Source organism: Streptomyces sp. BE303 (assembly GCF_036290945.1).
Lineage (GTDB): Bacteria > Actinomycetota > Actinomycetes > Streptomycetales > Streptomycetaceae > Kitasatospora.
Map to the genome: position 1 here is coordinate 94,560 of NZ_JAQYWZ010000773.1, position 12,675 is coordinate 107,234.

The 12,675-nt window shown below is 75.1% G+C and carries 12 protein-coding genes; 11 read left to right on the top strand and 1 reads right to left on the bottom strand.

Annotation, left to right across the window (positions count from 1 at the left end):
• Nucleotides 1-13: 13 nt before the first annotated feature.
• From PUR56_RS24720 to PUR56_RS24745, 6 genes are all read left to right on the top strand, one after another.
• Nucleotides 14-3,040, top strand: coding sequence for a sensor histidine kinase (locus PUR56_RS24720; protein ID WP_329950499.1), 3,027 nt, complete (start codon nucleotides 14-16; stop codon nucleotides 3,038-3,040).
• On the top strand, nucleotides 3,037-3,456 hold the full coding sequence (locus PUR56_RS24725) for a roadblock/LC7 domain-containing protein (RefSeq protein WP_329880538.1): 420 nt from the start codon (nucleotides 3,037-3,039) through the stop codon (nucleotides 3,454-3,456). The genes PUR56_RS24720 and PUR56_RS24725 overlap by 4 nt, the downstream gene beginning before the upstream one ends.
• Nucleotides 3,457-3,719: 263 nt before the next feature.
• A complete protein-coding gene (locus tag PUR56_RS43570; protein WP_380362063.1) occupies nucleotides 3,720-4,049 on the top strand; it encodes a DUF742 domain-containing protein in 330 nt (109 codons plus the stop codon).
• Nucleotides 4,030-4,707 (top strand): GTP-binding protein, encoded by a 678-nt coding sequence (locus PUR56_RS24735; RefSeq protein WP_380362055.1) that lies wholly within the window; start codon nucleotides 4,030-4,032, stop codon nucleotides 4,705-4,707. The genes PUR56_RS43570 and PUR56_RS24735 overlap by 20 nt, the downstream gene beginning before the upstream one ends.
• 654 nt (nucleotides 4,708-5,361) lie before the next feature.
• The gene (locus PUR56_RS24740) at nucleotides 5,362-5,493 is read left to right on the top strand and encodes a hypothetical protein (protein WP_329880535.1); all 132 of its coding nucleotides are present in this window, start codon (nucleotides 5,362-5,364) and stop codon (nucleotides 5,491-5,493) included.
• A gap of 82 nt (nucleotides 5,494-5,575) precedes the next feature.
• Nucleotides 5,576-6,385, top strand: coding sequence for a winged helix-turn-helix domain-containing protein (locus PUR56_RS24745; protein WP_329950501.1), 810 nt, complete (start codon nucleotides 5,576-5,578; stop codon nucleotides 6,383-6,385).
• Nucleotides 6,386-6,563: 178 nt separating this feature from the next.
• Here the strand turns inward: PUR56_RS24745 and PUR56_RS24750 are convergent, their stop codons facing one another.
• Nucleotides 6,564-7,346: an IclR family transcriptional regulator gene (locus PUR56_RS24750; protein ID WP_329880532.1), complete on the bottom strand. Its 783-nt coding sequence runs from the start codon at nucleotides 7,344-7,346 to the stop codon at nucleotides 6,564-6,566.
• A gap of 386 nt (nucleotides 7,347-7,732) precedes the next feature.
• Here PUR56_RS24750 and PUR56_RS24755 point away from each other — a divergent pair, with 386 nt between their 5' ends.
• The 5 genes from PUR56_RS24755 to PUR56_RS24775 all read left to right on the top strand — a co-directional run bounded on the left by PUR56_RS24755 (nucleotide 7,733) and on the right by PUR56_RS24775 (nucleotide 12,673).
• A complete protein-coding gene (locus PUR56_RS24755) occupies nucleotides 7,733-8,782 on the top strand; it encodes an ABC transporter substrate-binding protein (protein WP_329950502.1) in 1,050 nt (349 codons plus the stop codon).
• A gap of 143 nt (nucleotides 8,783-8,925) precedes the next feature.
• Nucleotides 8,926-9,945 (top strand): ABC transporter substrate-binding protein, encoded by a 1,020-nt coding sequence (locus tag PUR56_RS24760; protein ID WP_329880529.1) that lies wholly within the window; start codon nucleotides 8,926-8,928, stop codon nucleotides 9,943-9,945.
• A gap of 155 nt (nucleotides 9,946-10,100) precedes the next feature.
• A complete protein-coding gene (locus tag PUR56_RS24765; protein ID WP_329950529.1) occupies nucleotides 10,101-10,907 on the top strand; it encodes an ABC transporter permease in 807 nt (268 codons plus the stop codon).
• A complete protein-coding gene (locus PUR56_RS24770) occupies nucleotides 10,904-11,677 on the top strand; it encodes an ABC transporter ATP-binding protein (RefSeq protein WP_329950503.1) in 774 nt (257 codons plus the stop codon). Before PUR56_RS24765 ends, PUR56_RS24770 begins: the two co-directional genes overlap by 4 nt.
• A 90-nt stretch (nucleotides 11,678-11,767) precedes the next feature.
• On the top strand, nucleotides 11,768-12,673 hold the full coding sequence (locus PUR56_RS24775) for an ABC transporter substrate-binding protein (RefSeq protein WP_329950504.1): 906 nt from the start codon (nucleotides 11,768-11,770) through the stop codon (nucleotides 12,671-12,673).
• Nucleotides 12,674-12,675 lie beyond the last annotated feature (2 nt).

Sequence of the window (12,675 nt, forward strand, 5' to 3'; positions counted from 1 at the left end):
GACCGAGGACTCCATGCGTCTGCGCAGCAGCTCGATCCGCGCGAAGATCATCGCGCTGCTCCTGGTGCCCATCGTCGCCCTGACCGCCCTCTGGGTGTACGCGACGCTCGCCACCACCGGAGACGTCTGGAGCCGGCTGGAGATCAGCAGTACGTACAGGAAGTTCGGGCCCCCGGTCGACCGGTACGCACACGATCTCCAGGTCGAGCGCCGGGCCGCCGTCAAGCGGCTGGCCGACCCCGCCTCACGGGCCACCCGGGACGCCTTCGAACAGGCCCAGGCCACCACCGACCGGAGCCTCACCCTGCTGCGGCAGTTGAAGGACGGTGACGGCGGCCGGCTCGACGAGGCCCAGCGCGGGCGACTCCTCCAGGTCCTCGCCGCCGCCGACCAGCTCGCACCGCTGCGCTCCCAGATCAACCGCGGCGCGCTCAACTGGGAGTTCACGCTCGGCCAGTACAGCGACCTGATCAAGCCGACCTTCGGCTTCCGGTCCGCCTTCGTCGCCCGCCAGAGCGGCCAACTGCCCCGGCAGGGGACGATCCTCATCGAGCTGGTGCGCGCCCGCGAGTACCTGGCCCAGGAGGACGCGGCCATGGAGGGGCTCCGGACCGCGACCGGTCGGCCCACCGCGGAGCAGTACCAGGTGGCCATCGACGCCCTGCACAACCAGCAGGCGCTGTTCACCGTCTACATCGCCGAGCTCGACCCGGCCGACCAGGCCGACTACATCGCGCTGCGCGGCGGTGAGGCGTGGGCCGCGCTGGCGCGGGCCGAGGCCGACTTCGTCGGCGCGGGCGGGCCGGAGCGGGTGGTCCAGGCGATCAACGGCGACGCGTGGCGGGAGACCGCGGACCGTGCGCTGGGCGACCTCGCGGCGATCAACACCCGGCTGGCCGGCACGATCGACGACCGCGAGCACTCCTACGCGATCGGCATGCTCTGGCGCGGCGGCATCGCCGGTGTGATCGGCCTGGTCGCCGTGGTGCTGTCGATCGTCATCTCCTACCGGATCGGCCGCGGCCTGGCCCGCGAGCTGATCGGCCTGCGGAACGCGGCCAACGAACTGGCCGGCACCCGCCTGCCCTCGGTCATGCTGCGGCTGCGCAAGGGCGAGGCCGTGGACGTCGCGACCGAGGCGCCCGAGCTGCAGTTCGGCTCCGCCGAGATCGGCCAGGTCGGGCGGGCCATCAACGCCGTGCAGCGGGCCGCCGTCGAGGCGGCGGTCGAGCAGGCCGAACTGCGCCGCGGCGTCTCGGCGGTCTTCGTCAACCTGGCCCGCCGCAGCCAGGTGCTGTTGCACCGCCAACTGACGCTGCTGGACACCATGGAGCGGCGCACCGAGGACCCGGCGGAGCTGGAGGACCTGTTCAAGGTCGACCACCTCACCACCCGTATGCGCCGGCACGCCGAGGGCCTGATCATCCTGGCCGGCGGCTCGCCCGGCCGGGCCTGGCGCAAGCCGGTGCGGATGGTGGACGTGGTGCGCGCCGCCGTGGGCGAGGTCGAGGACTACGCGCGGGTGATCGTCCGGCCGTTCCCGGGCACCGGGCTGCTCGGCAGCGCGGTCGCGGACGTCACCCACCTGGTCGCCGAACTGGTCGAGAACGCGGCGGTGTTCTCCCCGCCGAGCACCCAGGTCACCGTCCAGGGCGAGGTGGTGGCGCACGGCTTCGCGCTGGAGATCGACGACCGCGGACTCGGGCTGAGTGATTCGGCGCTCGCCGAGATCAACGAACGACTCGCGGTGGAGCAGGAGTTCGACCTCGCCGACACCGACCGGCTGGGCCTGTTCGTGGTCAGCCGGCTGGCCCGGCGGCACGGCATCCGGGTCCACCTGCGGCCCTCGCCGTACGGCGGCACCACCGCGGTGGTGCTGATCCCGCGCGAACTGCTGGCCGAGGCGCCGGACGGACTGCCCGAACCGCCGCCGGCCACGGGTTCGGCGGGCGGCCCGTACGGCGGTGGCACCGGCGGCGCCTACGGCGGCCCGGCCGCCGGACCGGCGACCGGCCCGTCCGGTGGACGGCGCCCGGTGGCGGGGCGGCGCGGGCAGCGGGACCTCGTCGCGGTGCCCGCGCTCGGCCCGGACGGTGCCGGCGAGGACAGCCGGGCCGACGGCCCGGGCGGCGCCGGACGGTCGGCGGGTGCGAGCGGTCAGGGCGGACGGCACCGCGGCGCCGGCGGACCGCGGCCCTCGGCTCCTGAGCCTGCCCGCACACCGGGCGGTCTGCCGCGCCGCTCCCGTGGCGGCGGGCCGGTCCTGGTGCCGGCGCCCGCCGGCGAGCCCGCCGGGCAGGGGACCGGACGGCACCGCCGGGAGGACGGCTCCGCCCCCGGGGTCCTGTCGCCGGACGGTGTGCCCGCCGCCGGGGCGGCGTCGGACGGGGCGCCGGCCGCGGGCACGGTCCCGCAGGACGCCGCGCCCGGACGGAGCGTCACGGCCGCCGGGGCCGCCGGCCCGGGCGCCCTCCCGCGCCGCGTCCGGCAGGCCAGCCTCGCCCCGCAGCTGCGGGACCGGGCTGCGGCCCGGCAGGGCGCGGGATCCGACGGCGTCGAGGCCGACCCTGCGCGCGAGCGCTCGCCCGAGGAGGCCCGGGCCACCTTCGCCTCCTTCCAACGCGGTTTCACCCGGGGCCGGACCGCCGGCAGCCCGTCGGGGGCGGGGCGCCCGGCGGCGGACGCCGGGCCCGCGACGGCGCCCCCGCCCGTGGCCGCCTGGCTGCCGCAGAACCCGGACCGCCGGGCGATCGCTCCGGCACCGGCGCCCCCGGCGTTGCCCGGTCCCGCCGCGGGCGAAACCGCGCCCCTGGCGCGCCGCGCGCCCGTCCGGCCGCCGGCCAGGATCGCCCCGGCCGCGCTCCCGCTCGCGGAACCGGGCGCACCCGCCGGTCCGTTGACCGAGGGACCGCCCGCACGCACCGCACCACCCGCAGCGCCCGTACGATCCGCAGGACCGGCTTCGCCCGCACGACCCGTACGACCGGCTCGATCCGCACCACCCGCACCACCCGCACCAGCGGAAGGAACAGATTCATGACCTTGTCGACGCAGTCGTCCGGAGACCTCAACTGGCTTCTGGACGACCTGGTAGGACGTGTCGCGGCCCTGCGGCACGCGGTGATCCTTTCCAGCGACGGGCTGGCCACCGGTGCCTCCCGGGGCCTCGAACGGGAGGACGCCGAGCACCTGGCCGCCGTCGCCGCAGGCTTCCACAGCCTGGCGAAGGGCGCCGGTGGGCATTTCAAGGTCGGCGGGGTCCGCCAGACCATGGTGGAGCTCGACGAGGCGTTCCTCTTCATCACCGCGGCCGGCGACGGCAGCTGCCTGGCCGTGCTGAGCGAGGCCGAGGCGGACATCGGCCAGATCGCCTACGAGATGGCCCTGCTGGTCAAGCGGGTCGGTGAGCACCTGGCCGCCGAGCCGCGCGCCGACGTGGCCCCGCCGGTGAGATGAGCGGCCCTGTGGCGGAGGAGTCGAGGCCCGCGCCGGACGGTCGGGCCGCGGGCGAGCGGATCGTGGACGAACAGGATTCCGGCGACCCGCGCCCGGGCGGCCGGGCCGGGGGCGGTCCGGTCGGCGGCGGTCCGGCCGACGACGGTGCGGTCGGCGACGGCCCGGGTGCGGACCCGTCCGATCTCGACCTGTTCCGGCCCCGCACCCCGGTCGACGACCGCTGGTTCGACGACGACGCCGGCCCGGTGGTGCGGCTGTACTCGATGACCCGCGGCCGGACCAGGCCGGTCGAGGACGGCCTGTTCGACCTGATCTCGCTGGTCACCGCGGCCGATCCCGCTCCGGCCGCGGGGGCCGTGCCCGCGCACGTGCTCGACCCGGAGCACCGGACCATCCTGGCCTGGTGCCGCCGGGGGCCGCTCTCCGTGGCCGAACTGGGCTCCTACACCGACCTGCCGGTCAGCGTGGTGCGCGTCCTGCTCGGCGACCTCTACGACGCCGAGCTGATCAGCGTCACCCGACCCGTTCCGCTCGCCGAGCTGCCGGACGAGCGCCTGTTGCGAGACGTGATCAATGGACTCCGTGCGCTCTGACCTCCCCGTGACCGCCGCCGCCCCGGTCCCCGGCTCCGCCCCCGGCCGGGCCGCGCCCGCGGCGCAGTCCGGCGACCCGCGGTGGCGGGGCGGCCCGGCGGTCGCGGTGAAGATCCTGGTCGCGGGCGGTTTCGGCGCGGGCAAGACCACCCTCGTCGGCTCGGTCAGCGAGATCCGTCCGCTGCGCACCGAGGAGGAGCTGAGCGAACTGGGCCGCCCGGTGGACGACACGGCCGGGGTGGAGACCAAGCGCACCACCACGGTGGCGATGGATTTCGGCCGGATCGACCTCAAGCCCGGACTCGCGCTCTACCTGTTCGGCACGCCCGGCCAGGACCGGTTCTGGTTCGTCTGGGACGAGCTGGCCCGTGGTGCGCTGGGCGCGGTCGTGCTCGCCGACACCCGCCGGCTGGCGGACTGCTTCCCGTCGGTGGACTTCTTCGAGCAGCGCGGCATCCCCTTCCTGGTCGCGGTGAACTGCTTCGAGGGCAGTGAGGTGTTCGCCCCCGAGGAGGTCCGGGACGCCCTCGACCTGGACCCGGACATCCCGGTCGTGCTCTGTGACGCCCGCCTCCGCGAGGACGGCAAGGAGATCCTGGTCGCGCTGGTCGAGCACGCCGCCGTCCGCCGCCGGTCCGCCGGGCCCGCCGGGCACTGAGGCGGTCCGGCGGGGGACTTGTGACGCCTCGGTGACGGCCGTGTCTCATTCTCGTGTCCACATGTCGGACGATCTTGGCCGGGTAGGTTGCCTTGACCGCCCGGGCATGGAAGGCTCTGTCGACGAAGGCCGTCCGGCCCCTTGCCGGGACGCCTCGACCGGCGAACGCAACGCGTGCGGCGCAGTGCCGCACGAGCCGTGCGGACGCACCGTGATCCAGAGGGGGAGGGCAGTGTCGTGAGCTTCGAGCAGCGATACGCAGCAGCCGCGCCCGCCCCGGCCCCGGTCACTCCGGCGTTGACCGTTCGGCGCTACATCGACCACGCGCTCATCTGCAGCGCCTGCTGTCGGTGACCCTGCCAGCCGTCGCCGTACCCGTCGTCGTCCTTCCGAGGAACCTCCCGGTCCGCGCGTCCCGCCAGGGTCCGCACCGCAGGCCCCTCCGCGGAATCTGACGGTCCATCAATTCGTCGACCCGGCAGCACCGGACAGCCGTCCTGTGGGCCGCCGTCAACCCTGCCCGCTTCGCGGAGAGCACCAGTGAACCGATCCCGTCCCGCCCTTCCTCCGGCAGCTGCCGCCATGACCGCCCGTGCGGTCGGGGCTGCCCGGACGGAGCGGTGCAACGGTCCGTTCACATGGTTGAATGGGCGCATGAACCACGTCGCGGACAGCAGCAGAGGTCGTCGCCTCGACCTCCAGCCGTTCTGGCCGTCCCGGCAGCCGCACCTGTTCGACCAGACGTGTCCGGGGTCGCCCAGCGCGTCCCGGCTCTCCCTCCGCTGACCTCGGGTCAGTTCTCGGCAGCACGCCCGGTCGACGCGCAGACGACTCCACCCCGTCCGTCACGCGCGAAATGAGCGGCATCATGTCTTCTTCCTCCACGGCCACCCTTCCCCTCCCCGCCGCGACCCCGCACCTGCGCGCGGTCCGCTCCGTCCCCTCGAACGGCGAACGATGGCACGGCGGGCCGGTGCCGCCGCGTGCGGCGGGCGCCCAGTCCGTCCCCTCCGCGGCCGCGGTTCCGCCGTCGGTCCCGCACCCGTCGTACGGGTCGGACGTCCCGCAGCTCGGCCAGGTCCCGGTGCCGCCCCAGGCGCTGCTGGCGGCCCTGCCGGAAGGCGCGGCGGTCGTCGCGGCGCTGCCGCACGGCACGCTCCCGCAGGCTCTGCTGGCCCAGTACGGTGCCCAGTTCGGCGCCGCCGCCGGTCACCCGATGGTCGGGTACCTGGTGCTGGTCCCGGCCGAGAACGCGTCGGCCGCCGGCGCCGTCCCGGGTGCGGTCCCCGGCGCGGGCGTCCCCGCTCCCGCGGCGCCGACCGCCTCCCCGGTCGCCGGCGTCGCACCGGCCGGTGCCGCGTCCGCCGCCGTCCGCCCGGTCCGGCCCGCCGGCCGCGGCATCGCCGTGGACGTGGAGCGGCGCAACGCCTACGTCGACGGCCGGCTGCTCGACCTCACCTACCTGGAGTTCGAGCTGCTGGCGCACCTGACCGAGCACCCGCAGCGCGTGCACACCCGCGACCACCTGGTCTCCGCCGTGTGGGGCTACGGCCACGTCGGTGACGGCCGGACGGTGGACGTCCACGTCGCCCGGCTCCGCCGCAAGCTCGGCGTGGCCTACCGGGACAGCATCGTGACGGTCCGTCGGGTCGGCTACAAGTACACCCCGGTGGCGTGAACCGCCCCTGAGATGTGCCGGATCCGCCGTGCTTCACCCGCTCCGTGCCGGGCGCCGTGTCCCGCGGTGCGGGCCGGCCGTCGGCGGCCGTCGAGAACCACCGAGAGTCGTCGAGCACGGCCGTACGGGCCGGGCGTTCCCCTGAACGCCCGGCCCGTACGTGCGTGGCCGCGGCCGGTCAGGCCCGCTGGTCCGGTGGGAGCAGGAGCACGGCGAGCGCGTCGGCACAGGACCGCGCGTGTCCGAGGAACCAGTCGAGCCGGTCGTCGGTGAGGTGGGCCGGCGTCGAGCGGACGGCCAGGGCGAACCGGGCGTGACCGGTGCCGTCCAGCACCGGTACGGCCGCCGTGCGCACTCCGGCCGCCGACTCGCCGTCGTTGAGCGCGTACCCGGCCGACCGGACCTTCGCCAACTCCTCGTCCAGCCGCTCCGGTTCGGTGATGGTCCGGTCGGTGAACGGCGGCAGCGGGCCGAGCGCCGACACCCCGGCCTCGCCCGGGCGCGGCCAGGCCAGCAGGACCTTGCCCAGGGCCGTCGAGTGCAGCGGGCGGCGCAGTCCGAGCCCGCTCTCCGGGCGGACGGACGCGCCGACCAGGATCACCGCGTGCGGGCCGCTGCGGATCGCCAGGTCGGCGGTGGCGCCGGTGCGCCGGGAGAGCAACTCCAGCTCGGGCGCTGCCAGGTGCAGGCCGCGCTGGTGGAAGGAGAGCTGGCCGAGTTCGGCGACGGCCGGACCGAGCCGGTAGCGGGCCGACTGCTCGTCCTGCTCCAGGAACCCGGCGCTGACCAGGGTGCGGGCCAGCCGGTGCGCGGTCGAGACCGACAGGCCCGTCCGGCGGGCCAGGTCGGAGGCGCTCAGGTCGGGGCCGTTGTCGTGGAAGCAGTGCAGCAGGCCGAGGGCCCGCTGCACGGCCTGGGCGCCGGCCGGTGGGCTCTGGACGGCGGTGGCGGCCTCGGCCATGGCACCTCACGTTCTGTCCGGCGCTCCGGCCGGTTCACCGGAGTCGCTCCCAGACTAGGGCAGCCCGTGCTGCGGGATTGTGTCAACAGCGTTGCAATGGGATGCCGTTCATGAACAAGTGATCCCACGATGTGGCAAAGGCTTGCCTCTGGCTCCCTCGTCGTGGAACGCTCGGCGCAGCGCACCGGACGAGCCCCGTCCACCGCGCCGGACCGCAGGAAGGAGCAGCGCCGTGACGACCCACCGGTGCCCCGCCTCCTGCGCCTGTTGTCGCTGACGCGTCGTCCGCGCCCACCGCCTACGCCCCGCCGCCGCAAGGCCGGTGCGCGCCCCGTGCCGCGCACCGCCGCACCCGCGTGCACCCCGTCGCAGAGGAACCCGCCACCGTGCCCAGCCCCACCAGCAGGACCGCCGCCACCGCGCCGGCGTCCGCCGCCGACGCCCCGCCGACCCTGTGGTTCACCCGCTGCCCCGTCCCCACCGCCACCGGCATCGCCGCCGACCAGGGCCGGTTCGCCCGGGAGTTCGCCGCCGACGGCATCGCCGTCCGCTCGCTCCAGGACGTGCCGCCGGAGGTCGCCGCCGACCACCACTACACCCACGCCCTCACCGGTCTGTTCCGCGAGGGCGGCAACGTGCCGGCGCTCTGGGCCCGTTCGCGCGGCGAGCGGACCAGGCTGGTCGGGCTCACCTGGATCGAGGAGCGGCAGGTCGTCCTGGTCCGGGCCGGGAGCGGCATCGCAGGCCCGGAGCAGCTGCGCGGCCGACGCCTGGCCGTCCCACGTCATGGGATCGGGATCGATTTCTGGCGGGCGATGGCCCTCTCCGGCCTGCACGGTGCGCTGTCGCTCGCCGGACTCACCGCGGACGATGCCGAGTGGGTGGACGTCCCGGCCGCCCCGGACGGCGGGCAGTGGGCCGCGGAGCTGGCCGCCCTGCGGGACGGCGTCGTGGACGCGGTGTACGTGAAGGGCGCGCTGGCCGTGGAGGCGGCCCGGCGCATCGGCGCGGAGGTCGCCGTCGACCTGGACGTGGCGCCGGACCGCCGAGCCCGGGTCAACAACGGCACGCCGCGCCCGATCACCGTCCACCAGGACCTCCTCGACAAGCACCCGGACCTGGTCGCACGCTTCCTCTCGGTGCTGCTGGAGGCCGCCGACTGGGCCGCCGAGCACCCCGCCGAGGTGGGCCGCATCCTCCAGGCCGAGACCGGCGCGGGGGAGGAGGGCGTGGCCGGCGCGTACGCGCCGGGCAGTCACCGCACCCTGCACCTCGACCTCTCCGAGGAGCGGCTGGGCCTGCTGGAGCAGCAGGAACGGTTCCTCCACCGGCACGGCTTCCTGGAGGCCCCGGTCGACGTCCGCGCCTGGGCCGATCCCGAACCGCTCCGTGCCGCCCGCGCCCTGCTCGCCGCCCGCCGCGGCGCGGACGGCTGACGGCCGCCGCCACCGGCCGTCCGTCAACCCCGGCCCCGCAGTCCCCACCGCTCCCCCCGCTGTCCCGCCCCCGGCCTTCCCCCGGCCGCCCGCCGACGGCCTTCGAACGTTCGTCAGCCCCGCTCTCCTCAGGAGTCGACCCCGTGAACCCCTCCCGCCTCGCGCTCGCCGCCACCGCACTGCTCGCCACCACCGCCCTGGCCGCCTGCGGCTCGTCCGCCGACGGGGCCAAGGCCTCCGCCGACGGCGGCAAGGCCGAGGTGGTCCTCCGCGTACCCGACCCGGGCAACAACGGCTTCCTCGCCCTGGGGAAGAAGGACGGCTCGCTGGACAAGGCGCTCGCCGCCGTCCACGCCAAGGTCGCCTGGACCGGGAGCGCCGGCCCGTTCGCCCCCGCGGCCCAGGCGCTCTCCGCCGACCAGCTCGACGTCGCCCAGGGCTCGATCACCTCCGCCGTCGCCGCACTGGCCCAGAAGCCCGGCTTCAAGCTGTTCGCGCAGACCGCGCCGGACGGGGTCGGCGAGGGCATCCTGGTGAAGAACGACTCCCCGGTGAAGACCGTGCAGGACCTGGTCGGGAAGAAGGTCGCGGTCAGCCAGGGCGGCACCAGCGAGTACCTCCTCCTGAAGGCGCTGGAGAAGAACGGCGTCCCGACCGACAAGGTCGAGCGGGTCTACCTCCGGGCCGACCAGACCTCGGGCGTCTTCAACTCCGGCCAGGTCGACGCCTGGGCCACCTGGAACACCTTCTCCACCCCGTCGATCGCCAACTCCGGCTCGCACTTCCTGGTCAACGGCAAGGAGGTGGGCTCCGACAACTACGCGGTCTGGGCCGTCCGCAACGGCTTCTCCGACAAGCACCCCGAGGTGGTCAAGGCCTTCTACACCTACCTGCACGACAACGGTCTCAAGGAGAAGGCCGACCCGGCCGCCTACCTCAACGTCTTCACGGACTCCGGTCCGACCGCCGTCACCCCCGCGGAGAAGGAGGTCGCGGTCAACGTCGGCAGGCAGGGAGCCACCGCCGACGTCATCGGCGACGCCGACATCACCCGCTTCGGGACCGTCGCGAAGTTCTTCGCCGACCAGAAGGTCACCAAGGAGCAGGTCGACGTCAAGCCCTACCTGATCGACATCAGCAAGCTCGCGGACGGCGCCAAGTGACCGCCACCACCCAGGCGCCGACCGGCGCCACGGCCAAGAACGCCTCCGGCCCGGCCGGCGCCGTCGACGGCCGGCCCGAGGGCGGCGGGCCCGGCACCGACGCCGGCACCGGCCACGACACCGAAGCCGGCACGGCCGCGGCCCGCGCGGTCGGCCTGGTCGAGCCGCGCACCCGCCTCCAGACCCCGCGCCCCCGCGCCCTCGCCCTGGTCCTGCGCACCCTCGGCCCCGTCGCCCTGCTCGGCGGCTGGGCCCTGGCCTCCGCCACCGGCGCCCTCACCCAGGACGTGCTCGCCTCACCCGCCCAGGTGGCCGAGGCGGTCGGCGAGCTCTGGGGCAACGGCCAACTCACCGACGCGCTCGCCGTCTCGCTCACCAGGGCCGGTCTCGGCCTGCTCTTCGGAGCCACCGTCGGCCTGGTGCTCGGTGTGGTCACCGGCTTCTTCCGGCTCGGCGAGGAACTGCTCGACTCGGCGGTGCAGGTCCTGCGCACCGTTCCCTTCCTCGCCCTGGTGCCCCTGTTCATGGTCTGGTTCGGCATCACCGAGACCGCCAAGGTGGCGCTGATCGGTGTCGCCACCAGCTTCCCGATGTACGTGTCGACCTCCGGCGGGGTCCGCAACAGCGACCGCAAGCTGATCGAGGCGATGCGCAGCTTCGGCCTCGGCCGCTGGGCGATCGTCCGCACCGTCGTCCTGCCCGGCGCGCTGCCCTCACTCCTCTCCGGGCTGAGGCTCTCCATGACCCTCAGCGTGATCGCGCTGATCGCCGCCGAGGAGATCAACTCGACGGAGGGCATCGGCTACCTGATGGCCCAGGCGCAGAACTACTCCCGCACCGACGTCCTCGCCGTGTGCATCCTGATCTACGGACTGCTGGGGCTCACCGCCGACGGCGTCGTCCGCCTCCTGGAGCGATACCTGATGCCCTGGCGCAAGGCCACCCAAGGAGCCGGCCGATGAGCACCCCGACCGTCCCCACCACCCGCACCGCCCCGACCCCGGGGAGCGCCCCGGCCGACGGGCCCGCACCCGCCGAGACCCCGGCCGTCCACCTCCGGGGCCTGCGCCGGGTGTTCGGCACCCGGGCCGTCCTCGACGGGGTCGATCTCGACATCGCCCGCGGCGAGTTCGTCGCCCTGCTCGGCGCGAGCGGCACCGGCAAGACCACCCTGCTCCGCATCCTCGGTGCTCTGGACCGGTCCGACGCCGGAACGGTGCTCGTCCCGCAGGTCCGGACGGTGGTCTTCCAGGAGCCCCGCCTGGTGCCCTCGCAGCGGGTGCTCGCCAATGTCACCGTCGGCCTGCCACGGGGGGCCGCCACCCGGGAGACCGGCCTGAAGGCGCTCGCCGAGGTCGGCCTGGAGCGGCACGCCGACGCCTGGCCGGCCACCCTCTCCGGGGGTGAGGCGCAGCGGGTCGCGCTCGCCCGCGCCCTGGTCCGCGAGCCCCAGCTCCTCCTGCTGGACGAGCCGTTCGCCGCCCTGGACGCCCTCACCCGGCTGCGCATGCAGGACCTGGTGGGCGACCTGGTCCGCCGTCACCGCCCCGCGGTCCTGCTGGTCACCCACGACGTCGACGAGGCCGTCCGGCTGGCCGACCGGGTCGCCGTGCTCCGCGACGGCAAGCTCGTCCGCGACGAGCGGGTCGCCGTCGAGCACCCGCGCGACCCGGCCGATCCGGCCTTCGCCGAGCTGCGGCGGGGCCTGCTGGCCGACCTGGGCGTGCACTGAGCACCCACCCGTCACGCCCGCCCCGCACCGCACGGCCCGCCCCGCCCGGACCACCCGCCCGCACCGCCCGCACCACAGGAGCTGATCCCCATGGCCATCACCCTCGGCGTCCACGCCAGCAACCCCTCCCTCTACTACCTGTCCCGACTGGACTACCTGGAGCAGGAGTTGGCCCCACTCGGTGAGACCGGCGCGTTCCACCACTACGCCGACGGCACCCGCACCGGCGCCCTGCTGGCCGACGGCACCATCGACTTCGGCGGCACCGGCTCCACCCCGCCGGTCACCGCCCAGGCCGCCGGCCACGACCTGGTGTACGCGGCGGTCTCGGCGCCCCGCCCGGACCACGGCGCACTCCTGGTGCGCGCCGACGGGCCGGTGCACACCGTCGGTGACCTCCGGGGCGGCACCGTCGTCCTCGGCATCGGTTCCTGGCAGACCCACCTGCTGGCGAAGGCCCTGCACGCCGAGGGCCTCTCCTACGCGACCGACATCACCGCGGTCCGCCCGGCCGCGGGCGAGGACCAGGCGCGCCGGCTGCGCGACGGCGAGATCGCCGGCTGGATCGCCCAGGGTGCCGAGCTGGCCGCCGCCCGCCGCACCGGGGGGTTCCGCGAGCTGATCCGCACCGGCGACGTCATCACCGACCGTTCGGTCTTCTTCACCCGCCGGGACTTCGCCACCGACCGCCCCGAGGTGGTCGCCGCGATCGGTGCCGCCCTGAGCCGTGCGGACGCCTGGGTGGCCGCCCACCTGCCGGAGGCGGCCGCGATCGCCGCCGAGGACCTGGGCGGGAGCGCCGAGGACTGGGAGGCGGCGCTGGCCCTGCTGCCGTGGCGGCTTGAGCCCGCCACCGCCGGATTCGTCACCGAGCAGCAGGAGGCGGCCGACATCTTCCACGGCGTCGGCTTCATCGACCGTGCGGTGACCGTCGCCGACGCCCACCTTCCCGCTCTGGAGGCCCCGGTGGCCGCCGCGCTCGCCAAGGCGGTCTGACC